The organism is Microbulbifer mixtoriginis (SeqCode) (assembly GCF_052466715.1).
Window position 1 is genome coordinate 3,041,466 of sequence record NZ_CP174288.1, and the last position, 17,055, is coordinate 3,058,520.

A 17,055-nucleotide genomic window follows, 5' to 3' on the forward strand; every position below is an offset into this window, starting at 1 on the left:
CCCGATTACTTCAAAAGAGCACAGATAGCATCGGCTGCCCGCTCAGAGGCATTCCGACGCAATTGCTGGTGAAGATCATCAAATTCGCGCTGCAGCTGATCACCCAGTAGTGGATCTTCAAAATAGCGCATCAACGCCGCTCCGAGATTCTCCGGGGTCGCATCACTCTGCAGGATTTCCGGCACCAACTCCCTTTGTGCCAGCAAGTTGGGCAGAGAAACCCAGGGAGTGTGCAGCATACGAGAGACGATAGCGTAAGTAATTTTGCCCAGTTTATAGGCAACCACCATAGGCTTTTTCAGTAGCATGGTTTCTAACGTTGCCGTTCCTGAAGCTATTAACACAGCATCCGACACACTGAGCGCCTTGTGTGAATCTCCCTCCAATATCGTGACAGGCAGTTCCGGAAAATCCTTTAGCTGCTCCCGCAATTCGGCTAAACGCTGCTCATTTGCTGCCGGCAATACAAATTTGAGATCGGGATGGCGCTGGTAACACCAGCGAGCCGTCTGCAAAAATAGTGGCCCAAGCAAACGCACCTCCCCACCTCGGCTACCCGGTAACAGCGCAATAACACGGTCATCAACTGTGAGACCCAGCTCTTTGCGCTCTGCAACATTGCTAACCTGCAGAGGAATATCATCCGCTAACGGATGCCCAACAAAAGTCACCGGCACATGGTTTTCACGATAAAAAGCAGCCTCAAAAGGCAGCAAGGTGAGCATATGGTCAATAGCACGAGCAATCTTTTTTATTCGCCCCTGCCGCCACGCCCACACTGAAGGGCTGACATAATGCACAGTGCGAACCCCTTCGGCCTTGAGGGACTCCTCCAAAGACAAGTTAAAATCTGGTGAGTCGATACCGATAAAAAGGTCCGGCGGATTTTCAGTGAAGTGCTCGCGCAGAGTGCGGCGAATTTTTAATAATTCTGGCAGTCGTTTTAGCGGCTCAACCAATCCCATCACCGAGAGGCGCTCCATTGGAAAAAGGGATTTCGCCCCCAAAGCCTGCATACGCGGACCAGCAATCCCTTCAAACTGAATTCCCGGGAGGCGCTTTTGCAGGGAGTCAATAAGACCTGCACCGAGGATATCTCCAGAGGCCTCACCGACAACAATACCAATACGAACCGGCTTATTATTTTCTGACACGCCTAACAATTCCCCCAGAGTGGAAATGGCTCAATTTTCATAGATACCGATTAAGATATGAAAAGACTAAATCAGGAAGTGCACAATAACAGCACTTCCCGCAAATGGTTGTGCTTAGCGGACAATTCCGCGAGAGGAGGTCTGCAGGGAATCAATCCAAGGCTGAATTACAGGGGACTGCTCACGCAGTTCCGTAAGGGCCTGGACAGCCTCTTGCAGAGTGAGGCCACGCCGATAGACCGTTTTGTATGCCTTGTTGATTAAAGAGATATCCTCGCGGGAAAAACCTCTACGACGCAACCCCTCCGCATTAATAGTCTTGGCCTCTGCCGGATTCCCAGCCACCATGACATAAGCCGGCACATCTTTGCCGATCGCTGCGCCCATCCCTAGGAAAGCGTGCTCACCAATGGTGCAATGCTGATGTACAAGACTGTACCCGCTGAGGATTGCCCAATCTTTTACTATTACGTGGCCGGCGAGCCCCACATTATTAACGAGAATGGTGTGATTACCGACAACACTGTCATGACCAATGTGGGCATAGGCCATAATCAGGTTATCACTGCCGATAGTGGTTTCCCCACGATCCTGCACAGTGCCCCGGTGGATGGTAACGCCCTCACGAATAACATTGTTATCGCCGATTACCAGGGTGGTCTGCTCGCCTTGATATTTTTTGTCCGGCGTATCTTGACCTATCGAGGCAAACTGGTAAATACGGTTATTTTTTCCGAGCTTAGTGGGCCCACTCAATACAACATGTGAAGCAATTTCACAGCCATCACCGAGTTCCACATCGGCGCCAACTATGGAATAGGCTCCGATACTCACCCCGGAACCGATAACCGCCGTCGGATCGATAATAGCTGTGGGGTGGATATTTGTCTGCATTCTGGAATCTACTCCTCAGGTAGCGACACTTCGGACACTACAACTTCAAATAAACAACAACTGGAAGAGTTATCAAAAGCACCTTAGCAGCCACGTCAAGTGACGAATAAGCGCTTTAAACCTGCTTCACCGCACACAGAAGATCTGCAGAGGCCGCAAGCTCACCATCGACACTGGCTTTACAGGAAAACTTCCAGATATTACGGCGCACTGAAACTGCTTCGGACATCAGGTCCAGCCTGTCCCCAGGGACCACCTGACGCTTAAAGCGCGCCTTGTCGACACCGCCAAACAGGTACAGGTAGCCATCCTCAGGCTTCTTGCCAAATGTTTTGAAGCCAAGAATTCCTGAAACCTGGGCCAGAGCCTCAACGATCATAACACCGGGGAAAATCGGCATCTGTGGAAAGTGACCGTTAAACAGCTCCTCATTAATAGAGATATTTTTATACCCCTTAATAAACTTCCCTTCCTCGAGTTCAACGACACGATCGATCAATAAAAACGGATAGCGATGTGGCAGGTACTCGCGAATCTCAGTTACATCCATCATTCCAAATGCCCCCAGAAACCACTTCGGGGCGTTAAACGCCCCGAAAACATCAAATCAAAATTGTTTTTCTTAAAGCAGCTGTGAGCTATTTATCCCGATCGAGGGACAGGGCTTTAAGTTGCTTCTCCAAATCTTTCACCCTTCGTGCCACCTTATCCAACTGCCCGAAGCGCACCGCGTTGCGACGCCAGGACTGACTATCGGCAAAGGGTAAAGCGCCGGAGTAAATTCCCGGCTTGTCGATGGATTTGGTCACAAAAGTATTAGCGGTAACTTGGCAGCCATCGGCAATGGTTACATGCCCGGCAATACGGGAGCTGCCACCCAAAGCACAGTGCTTACCGATTACTGCGCTACCCGCAATTCCTGTGCATGCAGCAATGGCTGAGTAGTCACCAATCTGCACATTGTGCGCGATTTGGACCAAATTGTCGATCTTGACACCACGACCAATCACAGTGTCACCAAGTGCCCCACGATCCACACAAGTATTGGCGCCTATTTCAACCTCATCGCCAACCAGCACGCCACCCAGCTGGTAAATCTTAATCCATTCACGCTGATGCAGCGCAAAACCAAAGCCGTCTGCACCAATAACCGCATGACTGTGGATGATAACATCGCGCCCGACCTGACAACCGTGATGCAGTATTGCACCCGCATAAAGGCAGCTCCCTTCACCCAGGGTACTGCCCTCTCCCACAAAGCAGTTGGCGCCAACCGATGCCCGAGGTCCAATTTTCGCAAACGCCTCTATCACCGCACCAGCTGCAATAGAGGCACTAGAGGCCACTTCTGCGTCCGGATGAACTACAGCGCTCGGGTGAATACCCGCCTCAATCGTTGGAGCCGTATTGAACAAAGCACTCGCCCTGGCAAAAGCCAAGTAAGGGTTATCCACACAAAGTGCGCTAACAGGTGTCTCCTCAACAAACTCGGCAGTCACCAATACAGCGCCCGCTGACGTGGTCTTGAGGAAGCGGCGATAATTAGGGTTTGCCAGGAAGGTCAACTGCTCGGGCCCAGCATCTTGCAAAGTGCTAAGACCAGAAATTACATATTCTGCGTCTACCCCGGGGGCCAGACGCAGCTCAGCACCCAGAGCATTTGCAAGCTGGGTTAACGACAAATTGTCACTCATACAGGCTATCGATTACTTATCAGCATTCATACGCTTTACGACAGCCTCAGTCAGATTGACCGAAGGATTTGCAAAGTAAGCGGTAGAGGCATCCAACACTAAGTCCAGGTTTTGCTCTTTAATGATTGCTTCCAGTGCTGTTTTAGCCTTGGGCCCCAGAGAAGTTTGAATTTCCTGGCCTACCTGGGCCTCCATTGCACGCAGTTTTTTAACGGTAGTTTCAAAGTCTGAACGCTTGAAGTTCATCTTACGCTGATATTCTGTTTTCTGCTCATCGGACCAGGTAACGCTATTTTTCTGCGCATCTTCTGCCATTTTTTGTAGTTCTGAACGAATAGACTCGGCACTACTTTGCAGCTTGGAGTACTCGGAACTGGTCTTCAATGAATTGACCTTGGTCTTGGCCACATCGGTGCTCATAATCGCAGCCTGCAGGTTAAATACTGCAACCTTGGTCTGCGCCAGGGCGGCACCAGACAGGGTTATACCAGCCAGCAGGATTGCGAAAATCTTTACATTCTTAAGCACTTTAGTCTCTCCAATTGGTTTTATTTTTTATGCGCAGCAGCTGCACTCAATCCATTTATGTTCGATAAAGTTAAAAGCTATTACCCAGGGTAAACTGGAACACTTCCGTCTCATCATCCTCGTTTTCCTTCAGGGCTTTAGCCAAACTGAAAGTCAATGGTCCAAAACCGGTAACCCATGTCAAGCCAATGCCCGCGGAAACATTCATTTTACCGAAGTCCACATCGTAACAGTTGATCTGGGTTTCATCACAACTAGTATCAAAGACGTTACCCGCATCAACAAAGAAGGCAGACTGCAGGGAGCGCTGATCCTTGATAAACGGCAGCGGGAAAATAACTTCGGCACTACCTTCTACTAAAATATTGCCTCCAAAGGGGTCAGCCTCACCAGGTAAAGTTGTAACTAAATCGCCATTATTATCCACTTGATAACATTCTTGTGTAATAACCCCATCTACTGTTGCGCAATCTCGAGGAATATAATTTATCGCCGGGGTAGAACGAGGACCCAGAGTATTACGCTTGAAGCCACGCACAGAACCAAAACCGCCCGCATAAAAATTCTCGAAGAAGGGCAACTGGTCGAGGTCTCCGTATCCATCCCCATAACCCAACCGCGTACGCAGACGTAGCGTTAGGCTCTTGGTTAAAGGACGAAAATACTGGCCTGTATAAATAAATTTATAATATTCAAGATCACTACCAGGAACAGTAAATTCCGCAGAAAAATTCTGGGATGCCCCGCGAGTAGCCAGGATACCGCGGTTCAAAGTTGAACGAGCGTAAGAAGCAGTCAAGGCCAAATTGTTAAACGCATCACCATAGCGGTCAATAAAGCCATCAGCACTGGTATTAAATTGGCTAGTATCTATAGCTTCCGCTAGGTTAAGAGTTTCATCATTAAATTCAGCTACAACAATTTTTTGGTAATTATCAAGAGTTATCCCATCCAAAGACACCCCATCCAATAGGCTTGGGCTGGATTTGATTTCCTGTACAGAACCACTAGAGGCCGAAAGCTCCAAATGATTGAAATTAACATTCAGTCCCACACGGGAAATTTCTGAAACCGGGTAGCCGAAGCTAACACCACCACCATAACTAGTCGTGTTGTAGTCCGACAGGTTGACCTCAGAGTAGTCATTTTCCCTATAAAAAACGTTAAACCCGCGGCTCACACCGTCAGGCGTAAAGTAAGGGTCAAGATAGGAAAAGTTCAGTGCAGTCTGGTAGGTAGACACGTTTAAACCTATACCTACCTGCTTGCCGGTACCCAGCCAGTTATTTTCCTGGATATTACCGCCGAGCACCAAGCCGCTACTCTGTGCCCAGCCGATAGTGCCACCAATAGAGCCTGAAGGTTGCTCCTCTACGGTATACTCCACATCGATCTGGTCGGAAGTACCAGGCACCTCTGCAGTTTCTACTTCCACCTCTTTAAAGTAACCGAGGCGTTCCAGGCGCACCTTGGATTGCTCAATCCTTGCGGAGGAGGCCGAGGCAGATTCCATCTGACGCATTTCACGGCGCAACACCTCATCGGCAGTACGAGTGTTACCACGGAAATTGATTCGGCGCACATAGGCGCGCTTACCCGGGTTGATAAAGAAGGTAATTTTTACCGTATTCTCTTCTTTATTGGGTTCGGGAATGCCATTCACCTCGGCAAAGGTATAACCTTCATTGCCCAGACGCTTGGTAATATAGTCAGACGTGGTGGTCATCCGAATCTGGGAGAAAGTCTGCCCTTCACGCACCAACAGTAAGCGCTTGATTTCCTCTTCCGAAACCACCGGGTCGCCGGCGAGATCCACCTCACTGACGGTGTAAACATTCCCCTCTCTCACATTGACTGTGATAAAAACACTCTGTTTGTCTGGGCTCAGGGAAACCTGAGTGGATTCTATTTGAAAATCCAGATAGCCGCGGTCGAGATAGTAAGACTCTAGGCGCTCCAGGTCACCAGTGAGTTTCTCACGGGAATATTTGTCATCGCTGCGCAGCCAGGACAACCAACCTGTGGTCTGCAGCTCGAAAATTTCTGCCAATTCTTCGTCGGAAAATGCCTCGTTACCCACAACATTGATGTGCTTGATTGCCGCAACCGAGCCCTCGTCGACGATAACCCGCAGCTCGACCTGGTTGCGTGGCAATTCTTTCACTTCGGTCTTAACACTTGCACCATAGCGCCCCTGTGCCACATATTGGCGCTCAAGCTCCTGGGCGAGCCCCTCCAGAGTTGCACGTTTAAAGATCTGCCCCTCGGATAAACCGTTATCCTTCATGCCCTTGAGCAAATCTTCAGTGGCGATGGCCTTATTACCGCTGATCTCAATCTTGGAAATTGCTGGACGCTCGCGAACAGTGACCACCAGAACACCATTTTCACGGCCGATTTGGATATCCTCAAAGTAGCCGGTGCGGAACAGTGCCCGGGTAGCGCTCTGGATTTCCACGGATTCAATTTCATCACCCACTCGCACGGGAAGGGCAGAGAAGACTGTACCGGCAGAGACGCGTTGCAATCCTTCCACGCGGATATCATTGACCACGAACGACTGCGCTATTGCACTTAAAGGCAACATCAGGCCGAGGGAGGCCGCTTTGAGGAAATCTTTCATCTACTAATTCCGAGTGTTTTTATTCGCAATCCAGGAGTTACAGCGCTTTATTCAGCGCCCAGCTCCCCCGGAACCTGAGGGTTGCCCCTCTACCTTGTAATCGACATCAACCCGTTCTGAGTTCCCGGGTACCTTGACCGTTTCAACTTTCACCACCTTCAAGTAACCAAGTCGCTCAAGGCGAACTTTAGATTGCTCAATAAGAGCCGAAGAAGCTAAAGCGGACTCCATTTGGCGCAACTCTCGCCGCAAGACTTCATCTGCCGTGCGAGTGTTTCCACGAAAAGTAATACGCCTAACGTAAGTGCGCTTGCCAGGGTCAATAAAGAAAGTGATTTTTACCGTGTTCTCTTCTTTATTGGCTTCTGGAATACCTTTTACTTCGGCAAAAGCGTAACCCTTGTTGCCCAAACGCTTGGAAATATAGTCTGAAGTCGTTGTCATCCTGACCTGGGAAAACGTCTGCCCTTCACGCACTAGCAGCAAGCGCTTAATTTCTTCCTCTGTAACGACTGGGTCTCCAGCAAGTTCCACTTGACTAACAGTGTAAACATCACCCTCAATCACGTTAACAGTGATGAAAACACTCTTCTTGTCCGGCCCAAGAGATACTTGGGTAGAGTCGATCTGGAAGTCGAGATATCCGCGATCAAGATAATAAGATTCCAGGCGCTCCAGATCACCAGTGAGCTTCTCACGGGAGTACTTATCATCACTGCGCAACCAAGAGAGCCAACCAGTGGTTTTAAGCTCAAAAATTTCTCCGAGTTCTTGATCTGAAAAGACGCGATTCCCTACGATATTGATATGTTTAATCGCAGCAACGGTCCCTTCCTCGACAATAACTTTCAATTCAACCTGATTGCGCGGTAACTCTTTAACTTCTGCTTGGACGCTAGCGCCATAGCGCCCCTGTGCCACATACTGGCGCTCAAACTCCCGGGTCAACCCTTTGAGGGTCGAGCGCTTTAAAATCTGTCCCTCGGCCAGACCGTAATCCTTCAGCGCCTTCAGCAGGTCTTCCGAGGCAATCGCCTTGTTTCCTGATATATCTATCTTAGATATGGCTGGCCGCTCTCTCACGTTAACAACTAAAACGCTACTTTCACGACCGATCTGAATATCCTCAAAATAACCGGTTCGAAACAGCTCTCGGGTCGCCCCCTGAATATCCGCAAGCTCAATTTCATCGCCAACCCGCACCGGAAGAGCTGAAAAAACGGTGCCTGCAGAAACACGCTGCAAACCTTCTACACGAATATCGCTGAGAACGAATGACTGAGCTAAAGCGCTGAGAGGCAGCACCAAGCCCAGGGATATCGCTAACAGCCAATATTTCATACTAATTCCGAACCGCTTCTGATAAGAGCAGAGGTTCCCAAGGTAACCGGCACCGCGCTCACTCTAAAAATCTATTCACTCCCAGTGCCATAGGAAAATGCACTCCAGGAGGCTACAAACGTAAGATATCGTTATAAAGCGCCAACCCCATAATACAAAGCACTAAGGCCATACCTACTTGCAAACCGATCACCTGCACTCTCTCAGACACAGGAGAACCCTTGACCGCCTCAATACCGTAGTAGAGAAGGTGACCACCATCGAGTACCGGAATGGGTAACAGATTGAGTACACCGAGACTGATACTTAGCAGAGCTAAAAGCGACAGGAAAGACTGCCACCCCCTCTCTGCGGAAGTACCCGCCACTTTAGCAATGGTGATGGGGCCACTCAAGTTTTTGGTCGAAAGTTGACCAAAAATCAATTTCTTCAAGCTGTTCAGAGTGAACAGGGTTTTATCCCAAGTCTCTTGCACCCCCTGAGAAAGAGCGCCAGCTACACCGTAGTGGAAAACTCGTACGCGATCCTCGGGCCAGCGCTCGGTCACAGGCTGTACGCCGATCTGGCCGACACGCTCACCACTGTCGAGCGTCACCTGCGCCGGCGTAACCGGCAGGGTCAACCGTTGCCCCTGCCGTTCAACTTCCACCTGAAGGGGCTCACCTGCACGAGCGCGCACATACTGGCTCCACTCTTCCCAACCGGAAAAAACTCGCCCGTCGGTAGCCACAATCTTATCGCCCGCACGCAGCCCCGCTGCACTGGCAGGGCTACCCTCCACAACCTTATGCAACGTCATACTAATGGGCGGCGTCCAGAGACCGAGACCAATCTCCCCCAATGGATCAGGGACTTCCTGCCCTGCGAGCCAACGGTCGATATCAGCCGCCATATGATATTCGAGGTTAGAGTCCGGGTAGCGCACTGAGAATTCTATAGAGCCACTGTCCCCCAAACGGTTAGCCAAGCGCCAGTTGAGAGCTTGCCAAGTGGGTGTGGCTTCGCCATCCACCGCGATAATTTCCTGCCCGGACTCCAATCCCGCAGCTTCAGCAACACTTCCAGGCTTGACGGAATCTACGACAGGCACCGGACCCGCCGTGCCCCCCATAAAGACAATCCAAAACAGTACAATTGCCAACAGGAAGTTAGCTGCGGGACCCGCTGCAGCAATCGCCATACGCGCCCAAACACTCTTTCGGTTAAATGCCTGATTCAGCTCATGAGCGGCGACAGGTCCCTCCCGCTCATCTAGCATTTTGACATAGCCACCAAGGGGAATTGCTGAAATAGCAAACTCAGTGCCGTGCCGGTCATAGCGAGAGAAAAGGCGGCGGCCAAAGCCGACAGAAAAGCGCAGCACCTTGACCCCACAGAGCCGTGCTACGAGAAAGTGTCCAAACTCGTGGAAGGAAACCAGTATACCGAGGGCTACCAAGGCCCAGATTACCGTCTGAATCAGATCCATACTCAGTTACAGTCTCTTTTCATGCGCAAACACCGGCATTATATGCCCAGCAGCAAAATTAAAGGGCTCCAACAGCTTGTTGGGCCAGCTCCCGCGCATTGAGATCAATGGCTTCGACTACGTCCAGCCCTGTCAGTTCAACGGTGGGAGTGCTATTCATTACTTTTTCTATAGCCGCAGCAATACTAGTAAATGCCAACCGTCCTTGTAAAAACGCCTCTACAGCCACCTCATTGGCCGCATTCAATACCGTGGGAGCACTGCCGCCGGCATTCATAGCTTCGCGTGCCAGACGCAGGCAGGGGAATCGCTGATAATTTGGCGCTTCAAAATCCAGGCGGCCCTGCGCTATCAGGTCGAGTGCAGGAACCCCAGCATCTATGCGGGTGGGAAAGGCCAGTGCGTGAGCGATGGGGGTGCGCATATCTGGATTACCCATCTGCGCCAACAGGGAGCCATCCCGATATTGCACCATGGAATGCACAATACTCTGTGGGTGCACGACCACTTCAATTTGCTCTGGGCTGGCGCTGAACAAATAACAGGCCTCAATAAACTCCAACCCCTTATTCATCATGGTGGCCGAATCTACTGAAATTTTCCGTCCCATCGACCAATTGGGGTGTGCGCAAGCTTCCTCGGGGGTCACTCGATGTAAATCACCGGCTAGGCGTGTGCGGAAAGGGCCGCCGGAACCGGTTAGCAAGATTTTTTCCACTCCCGCCCCCTCCAAGCTGCCAAACGGCTGGGGCAGACACTGGAAAATGGCATTGTGCTCGCTGTCAATTGGCAATAATTGTGCACCTCCTGCACGCAAAGCTTGCAGGAAAACTGGGCCGGCCATCACCAGAGCCTCTTTATTCGCGAGCAACACTTTCTTCCCAGTTTCAACTGCTGCTAAAGTTGGACGCAGCCCAGCTGCACCGACAATTGCCGCCATAACCACATCCACTTCATTCGCAGAGGCAACTTGGCATAGCCCTTCCAAACCCCAAAGGACTTCAGTAGAAACTTCCTCCCCCAGCATACTGCGCAATTGATCGGCCCCCTCTTCACCAGCCACCACCGCAAAGCGAGGGTTATATTGACGACACTGCTGGGCCAGCTCAGCGATACGCTCGCGGGCTGTCAGGGCGTAGATCGTATAGTGCTGGGGGTGGCGGGCAAGCACATCGAGAGTGCTTACACCAATAGAGCCCGTAGAACCTAGGACAGTGACGACTTGTGGAGATTGCCTTTGCATAAGTGCTCGACTTACCTACGAAACTTCTTGTACCTCGACCAAAGCACCGACAGACAATGGCGGCGCTGGTCACAAGCACTGGATATAAATTGAAGTGTGGCGTACCCGTTATAAGTACTTAGGCAGCTCACTAGCGAGGGCCGCCATGGTGAAAACTGGCAAAGCCGCAGTGAGACTATCCAGCCGATCCATAACACCGCCATGCCCTGGCAGAATATGACTACTGTCTTTGATACCCCGGTGTCGCTTGAACATACTCTCCAGCAGGTCGCCAATGACTGAGGCAAGCGCAGTTACCAGTACACCAAAAGAGAACAGCACAGTATTTTTCAGAGGAAGATCAAACAGGTAGGAAGTAACCAATGCGAGTATCAAGCAGGCTCCCAAACCGCCAAAAAAACCCTCCCAGGATTTGCCGGGACTCACTTCGCGGGCCAACTTGTGCTTCCCGAACTTACGTCCGACAAAATAAGCGCCCACATCGGCAGCGACAACAATAGCGACGACATACAATACCAGCCAGGCCCCGTGGTCGAGCCCACGCAAAACCACCAACGACAACCAGCTGGGCACCAGAACCACTAGCCCAATCAGGCCACGTACCCAACGATTGCCCCACAGCGAGGCACTGGCGGGGTAGCTCTGGACCCAGTGAAAAGCGAGCGCCCACCAACCGCAGGCTACTGCTAGGATTTGACGAGCCCGATCAATATCCGGGGATCCGAAATTCATGGAAAAAACATATTCCGCGGTGAATACCAGGGTTCCGCCCAGTGCGGCGAGAAAGACAAAACGCAGTGCGCGATTGAGGTTGGAAAGATTGGCCCACTCCCAACCACCGAGCAAAATCACCGCTACGAAAATCAGTGTGTACCATTGAATGGGTAGCAGGAACAAAACTCCAGCGAAAAGTACCAGCAATACCAGCGCAGTAATTATTCTTTGTTTAAGCACCGAAAACCCCTTTCATCTGGACCTACACTCAGCCTACTATCGCACAGCAAGCCTGAACGCCCCGGTGTAATATTCCTAAAAATTATTCGCGGACAAAAAAATGGCCGCGCATTTGGCCCGATCCCTGTCAGGCCTGCACAGCCGTGCCATCACCTTCAGCGCGCCCACCGAATCGCCGGTCGCGCTTTTGAAATGCTTTTATCGCCTCATCAAGGGCGCTTTCATCAAAATCCGGCCAGAGCGTATCGGTAAAAAATAACTCGCTATAGGCGGCCTGCCAGAGAATAAAGTTACTAATACGCTGCTCGCCACTGGATCTTATCAATAGATCCACCGATGGCAAATCCGCGAGCTGTATATGGCTTTCAACCGCATCCTCATCAATGGAGTCGAGGGACCGCTGGCCATTGACCACCTCTTCGGCAAGCTGCTTTGCCGCCTGGGCAATATCCCAGCGACCTCCATAGTCCGCAGCAATAACCAGGTCGCCCTGAGTACAGCCCCGGGTAATCTCTTCCGCTTCCGCAATGGCGCGCTGCAAGCGAGGCGAAAAACGATCCCTGCGCCCTACCACTCTCAGGCGCACGCCTTCATCACGCATACGCCTAGCTTCTTTGCGCAGATAGGAGTGAAACAGCGTCATTAGCAGCTCCACTTCCTTAGGAGGGCGTTGCCAATTTTCGCTGGAAAAAGCGAACAATGTCAGCACCTCTACACCGCGACTCCTACACGCAGACAGGAGATCGCGTATGCGCTCAACTCCAGCCTTGTGCCCAGCCGAGGGCGAGAGCCCTCTGCGGGCGGCCCAGCGCCCATTACCATCCATAATAATGGCGATATGTCGGGGGACTGGGGAGCTCAAGCTGGTACCACTATTACCCATTAAATTTCCATCAGATCTTTTTCTTTAGCTGTGAGCGCCTTATCGACATCCGCTACAAACTGATCTGTAATTTTCTGAACATCATCACCTGCACGACGCTCATCGTCCTCGGAGATCTCCTTGTCCTTGACCAAAGATTTCACCTCAGCCAGCGCATCGCGACGAATATTTCGGATAGACACACGCGCAGTCTCAGCCTCACCGCGAGCCTGACGAATAAAGTTCTTGCGAGTCTCTTCGGTCAGCATAGGCATCGGTATACGAATAACCGCACCCGCTGTGCTTGGGTTGAGGCCCAGATCCGATTTCATAATCGCCTTTTCGATGTCTGGAACCAGGTTTTTCTCCCAGGGAGTCACCGATAAGGTGCGCGCATCCTCAACTGTGACATTGGCAACCTGAGATAGTGGAGTATCTGAACCGTAATAGGAAACATGAATACCGTCGAGAATACTCGGATGCGCACGGCCGGTGCGAATTTTATTGAAATTATTGGCCAGTGCGTCGAGCGCCTTGCTCATGCGAGTCTTAGCGTCTTTTTTGATATCTTCAATCACGATTTCACTTCCTCTTCGATTAGCGTGCCTTCCTCGCCGCCCACGACAATATTGAGCAGCGCACCGGTTTTATCCATACGGAACACCCGAACGGGCATATTGTGCTCGCGGCAGAGGCAGATCGCAGTCAAATCCATCACGCCAAGTTTTTTATCGAGCACTTCGTCATAAGTCAGCTGGTCATAGCGGGTTGCGGTAGGGTCCAGTACCGGATCAGCCGAGTAAACACCGTCTACCTTGGTGGCTTTTAGCACCAACTCAGCCTCAATTTCAATACCGCGCAGGCAGGCTGCAGAATCTGTGGTAAAAAATGGGTTGCCGGTACCCGCGGCAAAAATCAGTACCTCACCGCGCTCCAAGTAGCGAATGGCCGCGCGGCGGTCATAGTGGTCCACAATTCCGCTCATCTGAATAGAGGACATGACCCGCGAGGAGATATTGGACCTTTCCAGCGCATCTCGCAGGGCCAGGGCATTCATTACCGTAGCCAGCATTCCCATATGATCGCCGGTCACGCGATCGAGTCCAGCTGCACTCAGGGCCGCGCCGCGAAACAAATTGCCGCCGCCCACAACTAATCCAACCTGAACGCCGATACCTACCAGCTGGCCAATCTCCAGGGCCATTTTGTCCAGCACTTTAGGGCTGATACCAAAACCCTGATCACCCATCAGCTCTTCGCCGCTGAGTTTCAACAGAATTCTTTTATATTTGCGGTCTTTAATACCGGGCATTCTTCGGTCCTCTCAAATGTACCTGTTTAGTGGCCAAGTATTGCCGCCGAACATTACAACACTTTCAGTCATTTACACAGAGGGGTGCCCCGCTGTAAGCACATAGGCTCCAGCGAAGGCACCCCACCGCGAGTGAGCGCACAGGGCACCCACTATTATCAATTAAGAAGAGGACTTAACCTGTGCAGCTACTTCTGCAGCGAAGTCCACCTCTTCTTTCTCGATACCTTCGCCCACTTCAAAACGAACGAAAGAAGTTACGTCAGCGCCGGCATCTTTAACCAGCTTGCCAATACTCACGTCAGGATTCTTAACGAAAGGCTGCTCTACCAAGCTGTTCTCTTTCAGGAACTTCTTGATACGGCCACCCATCATTTTCTCAACGATCTCAGCGGGTTTGCCTTCCATATCCGGCTGCGCCTTGATGATGTCCTTCTCTTTTTCCAGAACATCAGCAGGCATATCTTCAGGCTTATTCACCTGGGGGTTTACCGCGGTTACGTGCATAGCAACGTCTTTCGCCAACTCAACCTCACCAGCGCTCAGAGCTACCAGGGCGGCGATACGATTATTGGAGTGTACGTAGGCACCTACAACCGGAGCCTCAACCAGCTGGATTCGACGCACACCGATGTTCTCACCGATTTTCTGAACCAGTGCTTCGCGAGCAGTTTCCAGATCACCTTCCATCAGGGCGGCTACGTCCTGCTGACGCTCAGCAAATGCCTTATCGACCACCTTGGCAACAAAAGCCTGGAAGTTTTCATCGCGGGCAACGAAGTCAGTCTCAGAGTTCACTTCAACCAACACACCGTAGCTGCCGTCCTCGGCTACTTTTGCAGCGACAACGCCGTCTGCAGCGGTGCGGCCAGCTTTTTTAGCAGCCTTCAGGCCGGAGGCTTTGCGCAGGTCTTCGATCGCTTTCTCGATATCGCCATCCGCTGCGGTAAGTGCTTTCTTACACTCCATCATCGGCAGGCCAGTACGCTCGCGCAGTTCTTTTACCATTGACGCGGTAATCGCCATGATTTTTTCCTCGGGGTTCTGTCACTAAAAATTAGAAAAAAGGGGCCGTAATTCGGGCCCCTTTTTAAGTTCGCAATGTAACGCTACTCCGTTACACCACTTAGCCCTGCAAATTACTCTGCAGCAGCTTCGTCATCGCTAGCTTCGACGTACTCGTCTTTGTTCACCGCACTGCCAGCTTCCGCTGCACCGGCGAGCACCGCGTCAGCAGCAACAGTGGTGTACAGCTTGATTGCACGGATAGCGTCGTCGTTACCGGGAATTACATAGTCAACACCAGCGGGATCGCTATTGGTATCGACAACACCGATTACCGGAATACCAAGCTTGTTAGCTTCCTGGATGGCGATGCGCTCGTGCTCAACGTCGATTACGAAAATCGCGTCGGGCAGGCCGCCCATGTCTTTGATACCACCGATGGAGCGGTCAAGCTTTTCCATCATGCGGGTGCGCATCAGAGCTTCTTTTTTGGTCAGCTTTTCGAAAGTGCCATCTTGAGACTGGGCTTCCAGCTCACGGAAACGCTTGATGGACGCGCGGATGGTTTTGTAGTTGGTGAGCATACCGCCCAGCCAGCGGTTGCTGACGAAGGGCTGGCCACAGCGCTCAGCCTGCTCTTTGATAGATTTCTGTGCAGCACGCTTGGTGCCAACGAACAGAATCTTTTTCTTTTGAGCAGCCATCCCCTTGATCACCTGCAGGGCTTCGTTGAAGGCCGGTACAGTGTGCTCCAGGTTGATGATGTGAATCTTGTTGCGGGCACCAAAGATGAATTGACCCATCTTCGGGTTCCAGTAGCGGGTCTGGTGGCCAAAGTGAACACCAGCCTGCAGCATATCGCGCATGCTTACTTGCGGCATAATAAACCTCTATATATACGGGTTAGTCCTCCACACATCCCATGCGTCAACCCCTATCGAGGCACCCAGACACATGTGTCGATGCGTGTGCGGCATTTTTACCCCGGAAGCATTCCGGAGCGGCGCGCTTTATACCACAATCGCACAGCTGAGTGAAGGACGCGGACAAATATGGTGCGAATGAGTGCGCCGATTCGCTCGCTGAATAGTGTCAAGCCCTGACGCTATGCCCCACCACCGGCAATCCGCTACAATGCCCGCCTTCACAGATAGACTTAAGGACACGCATGACCTCAGCCATAAAGACGCCGGAACAAATTGCCAAAATGCGCACCGCGGGCCGCCTCGCCGCAGAGGTCCTGGAAATGATTGGCGAATATGTGGTCCCTGGTGTCACAACGGAAGAACTGGACCGCCGCTGCCACGACCATATTGTCAATGTGCAGAAAGCCATTCCCGCCTGCCTCGGCTATCGAGGCTTCCCAAAGTCCATTTGCACCTCGGTCAATGAAGTGGTCTGCCACGGAATACCCTCTGAAAGCAAAGTACTCAAAAAAGGCGACATCATTAATATTGACGTCACCGTGATCAAGGATGGATGGTACGGCGACACCAGCAAGATGTTCTTCGTCGGCAAGCCCGCTGCACACGCCGAGCGACTGGTGCGCATAACCCAAGAATGCATGTACAAGGCTATTGAGATAGTGCGCCCGGGTACCAGCCTCGGTGATATTGGCCATGTGATCCAGCAGCATGCCGAAAAGAATTACTACTCCGTCGTACGCGACTTCTGCGGTCACGGTATCGGCGATGTCTTCCACGAAGAACCTCAGATATTGCACTACGGCCAGCCCGGAACTGGCGAAGTTTTGCAGGAGGGCATGACCTTCACTATTGAGCCGATGATCAATGCCGGCAAAGCCGCAACCCGCGTTCTCGGCGACGGCTGGACGGCAGTCACCAAGGACCGCCGCCTATCGGCGCAGTGGGAGCACACCATGGTGGTCACCAGCAACGGGGTTGAGGTACTGACCGCACGCGGTGAGGAAAAGTTTTAATCGCAAACTCTCCCCGCTCCAATTAAAGATGCACAGTC

General features: G+C 51.6%; 15 protein-coding genes and 1 pseudogene. 1 reads left to right on the forward strand and 15 read right to left on the reverse strand.

Annotated elements, in window-relative coordinates:
- Positions 1 to 5 precede the first annotated feature (5 nt).
- The 15 genes and pseudogenes from lpxB to rpsB all read right to left on the reverse strand — a co-directional run bounded on the left by lpxB (position 6) and on the right by rpsB (position 15,959).
- Positions 6 to 1,154 carry a lipid-A-disaccharide synthase gene (gene lpxB, locus ACJJH9_RS13470; RefSeq protein WP_252082646.1) on the reverse strand — a complete coding sequence of 383 codons (1,149 nt, stop codon included), beginning with the start codon at positions 1,152 to 1,154 and terminating at the stop codon, positions 6 to 8.
- Positions 1,155 to 1,268: 114 nt separating this feature from the next.
- The gene (gene lpxA / locus ACJJH9_RS13475; RefSeq protein WP_444884183.1) at positions 1,269 to 2,048 is read right to left on the reverse strand and encodes an acyl-ACP--UDP-N-acetylglucosamine O-acyltransferase; all 780 of its coding nucleotides are present in this window, start codon (positions 2,046 to 2,048) and stop codon (positions 1,269 to 1,271) included.
- A 115-nt stretch (positions 2,049 to 2,163) separates the two neighbouring features.
- Positions 2,164 to 2,601 carry a 3-hydroxyacyl-ACP dehydratase FabZ gene (gene fabZ / locus ACJJH9_RS13480; protein ID WP_444923077.1) on the reverse strand — a complete coding sequence of 146 codons (438 nt, stop codon included), beginning with the start codon at positions 2,599 to 2,601 and terminating at the stop codon, positions 2,164 to 2,166.
- An 85-nt stretch (positions 2,602 to 2,686) separates the two neighbouring features.
- Entirely contained in the window at positions 2,687 to 3,742 is a 1,056-nt protein-coding gene (gene lpxD, locus ACJJH9_RS13485) for a UDP-3-O-(3-hydroxymyristoyl)glucosamine N-acyltransferase (protein WP_444923078.1), read from the reverse strand.
- A gap of 12 nt (positions 3,743 to 3,754) precedes the next feature.
- Complete coding sequence (locus ACJJH9_RS13490) at positions 3,755 to 4,270, reverse strand: OmpH/Skp family outer membrane protein (protein WP_444889739.1); 516 nt, start codon at positions 4,268 to 4,270, stop codon at positions 3,755 to 3,757.
- A 70-nt stretch (positions 4,271 to 4,340) separates the two neighbouring features.
- Complete coding sequence (gene bamA / locus ACJJH9_RS13495; protein WP_444923079.1) at positions 4,341 to 6,893, reverse strand: outer membrane protein assembly factor BamA; 2,553 nt, start codon at positions 6,891 to 6,893, stop codon at positions 4,341 to 4,343.
- Positions 6,894 to 6,956: 63 nt separating this feature from the next.
- A pseudogene (bamA, locus tag ACJJH9_RS13500) lies at positions 6,957 to 8,234 on the reverse strand (outer membrane protein assembly factor BamA); the annotation flags it as partial.
- 112 nt (positions 8,235 to 8,346) lie between these two features.
- Positions 8,347 to 9,702, reverse strand: coding sequence for an RIP metalloprotease RseP (gene rseP, locus ACJJH9_RS13505; protein ID WP_444923080.1), 1,356 nt, complete (start codon positions 9,700 to 9,702; stop codon positions 8,347 to 8,349).
- A gap of 58 nt (positions 9,703 to 9,760) precedes the next feature.
- Positions 9,761 to 10,945 carry a 1-deoxy-D-xylulose-5-phosphate reductoisomerase gene (ispC, locus tag ACJJH9_RS13510; RefSeq protein ID WP_444923081.1) on the reverse strand — a complete coding sequence of 395 codons (1,185 nt, stop codon included), beginning with the start codon at positions 10,943 to 10,945 and terminating at the stop codon, positions 9,761 to 9,763.
- A 108-nt stretch (positions 10,946 to 11,053) separates the two neighbouring features.
- Positions 11,054 to 11,899 carry a phosphatidate cytidylyltransferase gene (locus tag ACJJH9_RS13515; protein ID WP_444923082.1) on the reverse strand — a complete coding sequence of 282 codons (846 nt, stop codon included), beginning with the start codon at positions 11,897 to 11,899 and terminating at the stop codon, positions 11,054 to 11,056.
- Positions 11,900 to 12,026: 127 nt separating this feature from the next.
- Positions 12,027 to 12,782, reverse strand: coding sequence for a polyprenyl diphosphate synthase (gene uppS, locus ACJJH9_RS13520; protein ID WP_444923083.1), 756 nt, complete (start codon positions 12,780 to 12,782; stop codon positions 12,027 to 12,029).
- Positions 12,782 to 13,339 carry a ribosome recycling factor gene (frr, locus tag ACJJH9_RS13525; RefSeq protein ID WP_444886827.1) on the reverse strand — a complete coding sequence of 186 codons (558 nt, stop codon included), beginning with the start codon at positions 13,337 to 13,339 and terminating at the stop codon, positions 12,782 to 12,784. Before frr ends, uppS begins: the two co-directional genes overlap by 1 nt.
- The gene (pyrH, locus tag ACJJH9_RS13530) at positions 13,336 to 14,073 is read right to left on the reverse strand and encodes a UMP kinase (RefSeq protein ID WP_152452478.1); all 738 of its coding nucleotides are present in this window, start codon (positions 14,071 to 14,073) and stop codon (positions 13,336 to 13,338) included. The genes frr and pyrH overlap by 4 nt, the downstream gene beginning before the upstream one ends.
- A gap of 162 nt (positions 14,074 to 14,235) precedes the next feature.
- The gene (tsf, locus tag ACJJH9_RS13535; RefSeq protein ID WP_444900197.1) at positions 14,236 to 15,099 is read right to left on the reverse strand and encodes a translation elongation factor Ts; all 864 of its coding nucleotides are present in this window, start codon (positions 15,097 to 15,099) and stop codon (positions 14,236 to 14,238) included.
- A gap of 113 nt (positions 15,100 to 15,212) precedes the next feature.
- Complete coding sequence (gene rpsB / locus ACJJH9_RS13540; protein ID WP_252082670.1) at positions 15,213 to 15,959, reverse strand: 30S ribosomal protein S2; 747 nt, start codon at positions 15,957 to 15,959, stop codon at positions 15,213 to 15,215.
- A gap of 287 nt (positions 15,960 to 16,246) precedes the next feature.
- On the opposite strand from rpsB, the gene map reads away from it, so the two are divergent.
- Positions 16,247 to 17,017, forward strand: coding sequence for a type I methionyl aminopeptidase (map, locus tag ACJJH9_RS13545; RefSeq protein WP_444923084.1), 771 nt, complete (start codon positions 16,247 to 16,249; stop codon positions 17,015 to 17,017).
- The last annotated feature ends 38 nt before the right edge of the window (positions 17,018 to 17,055 follow it).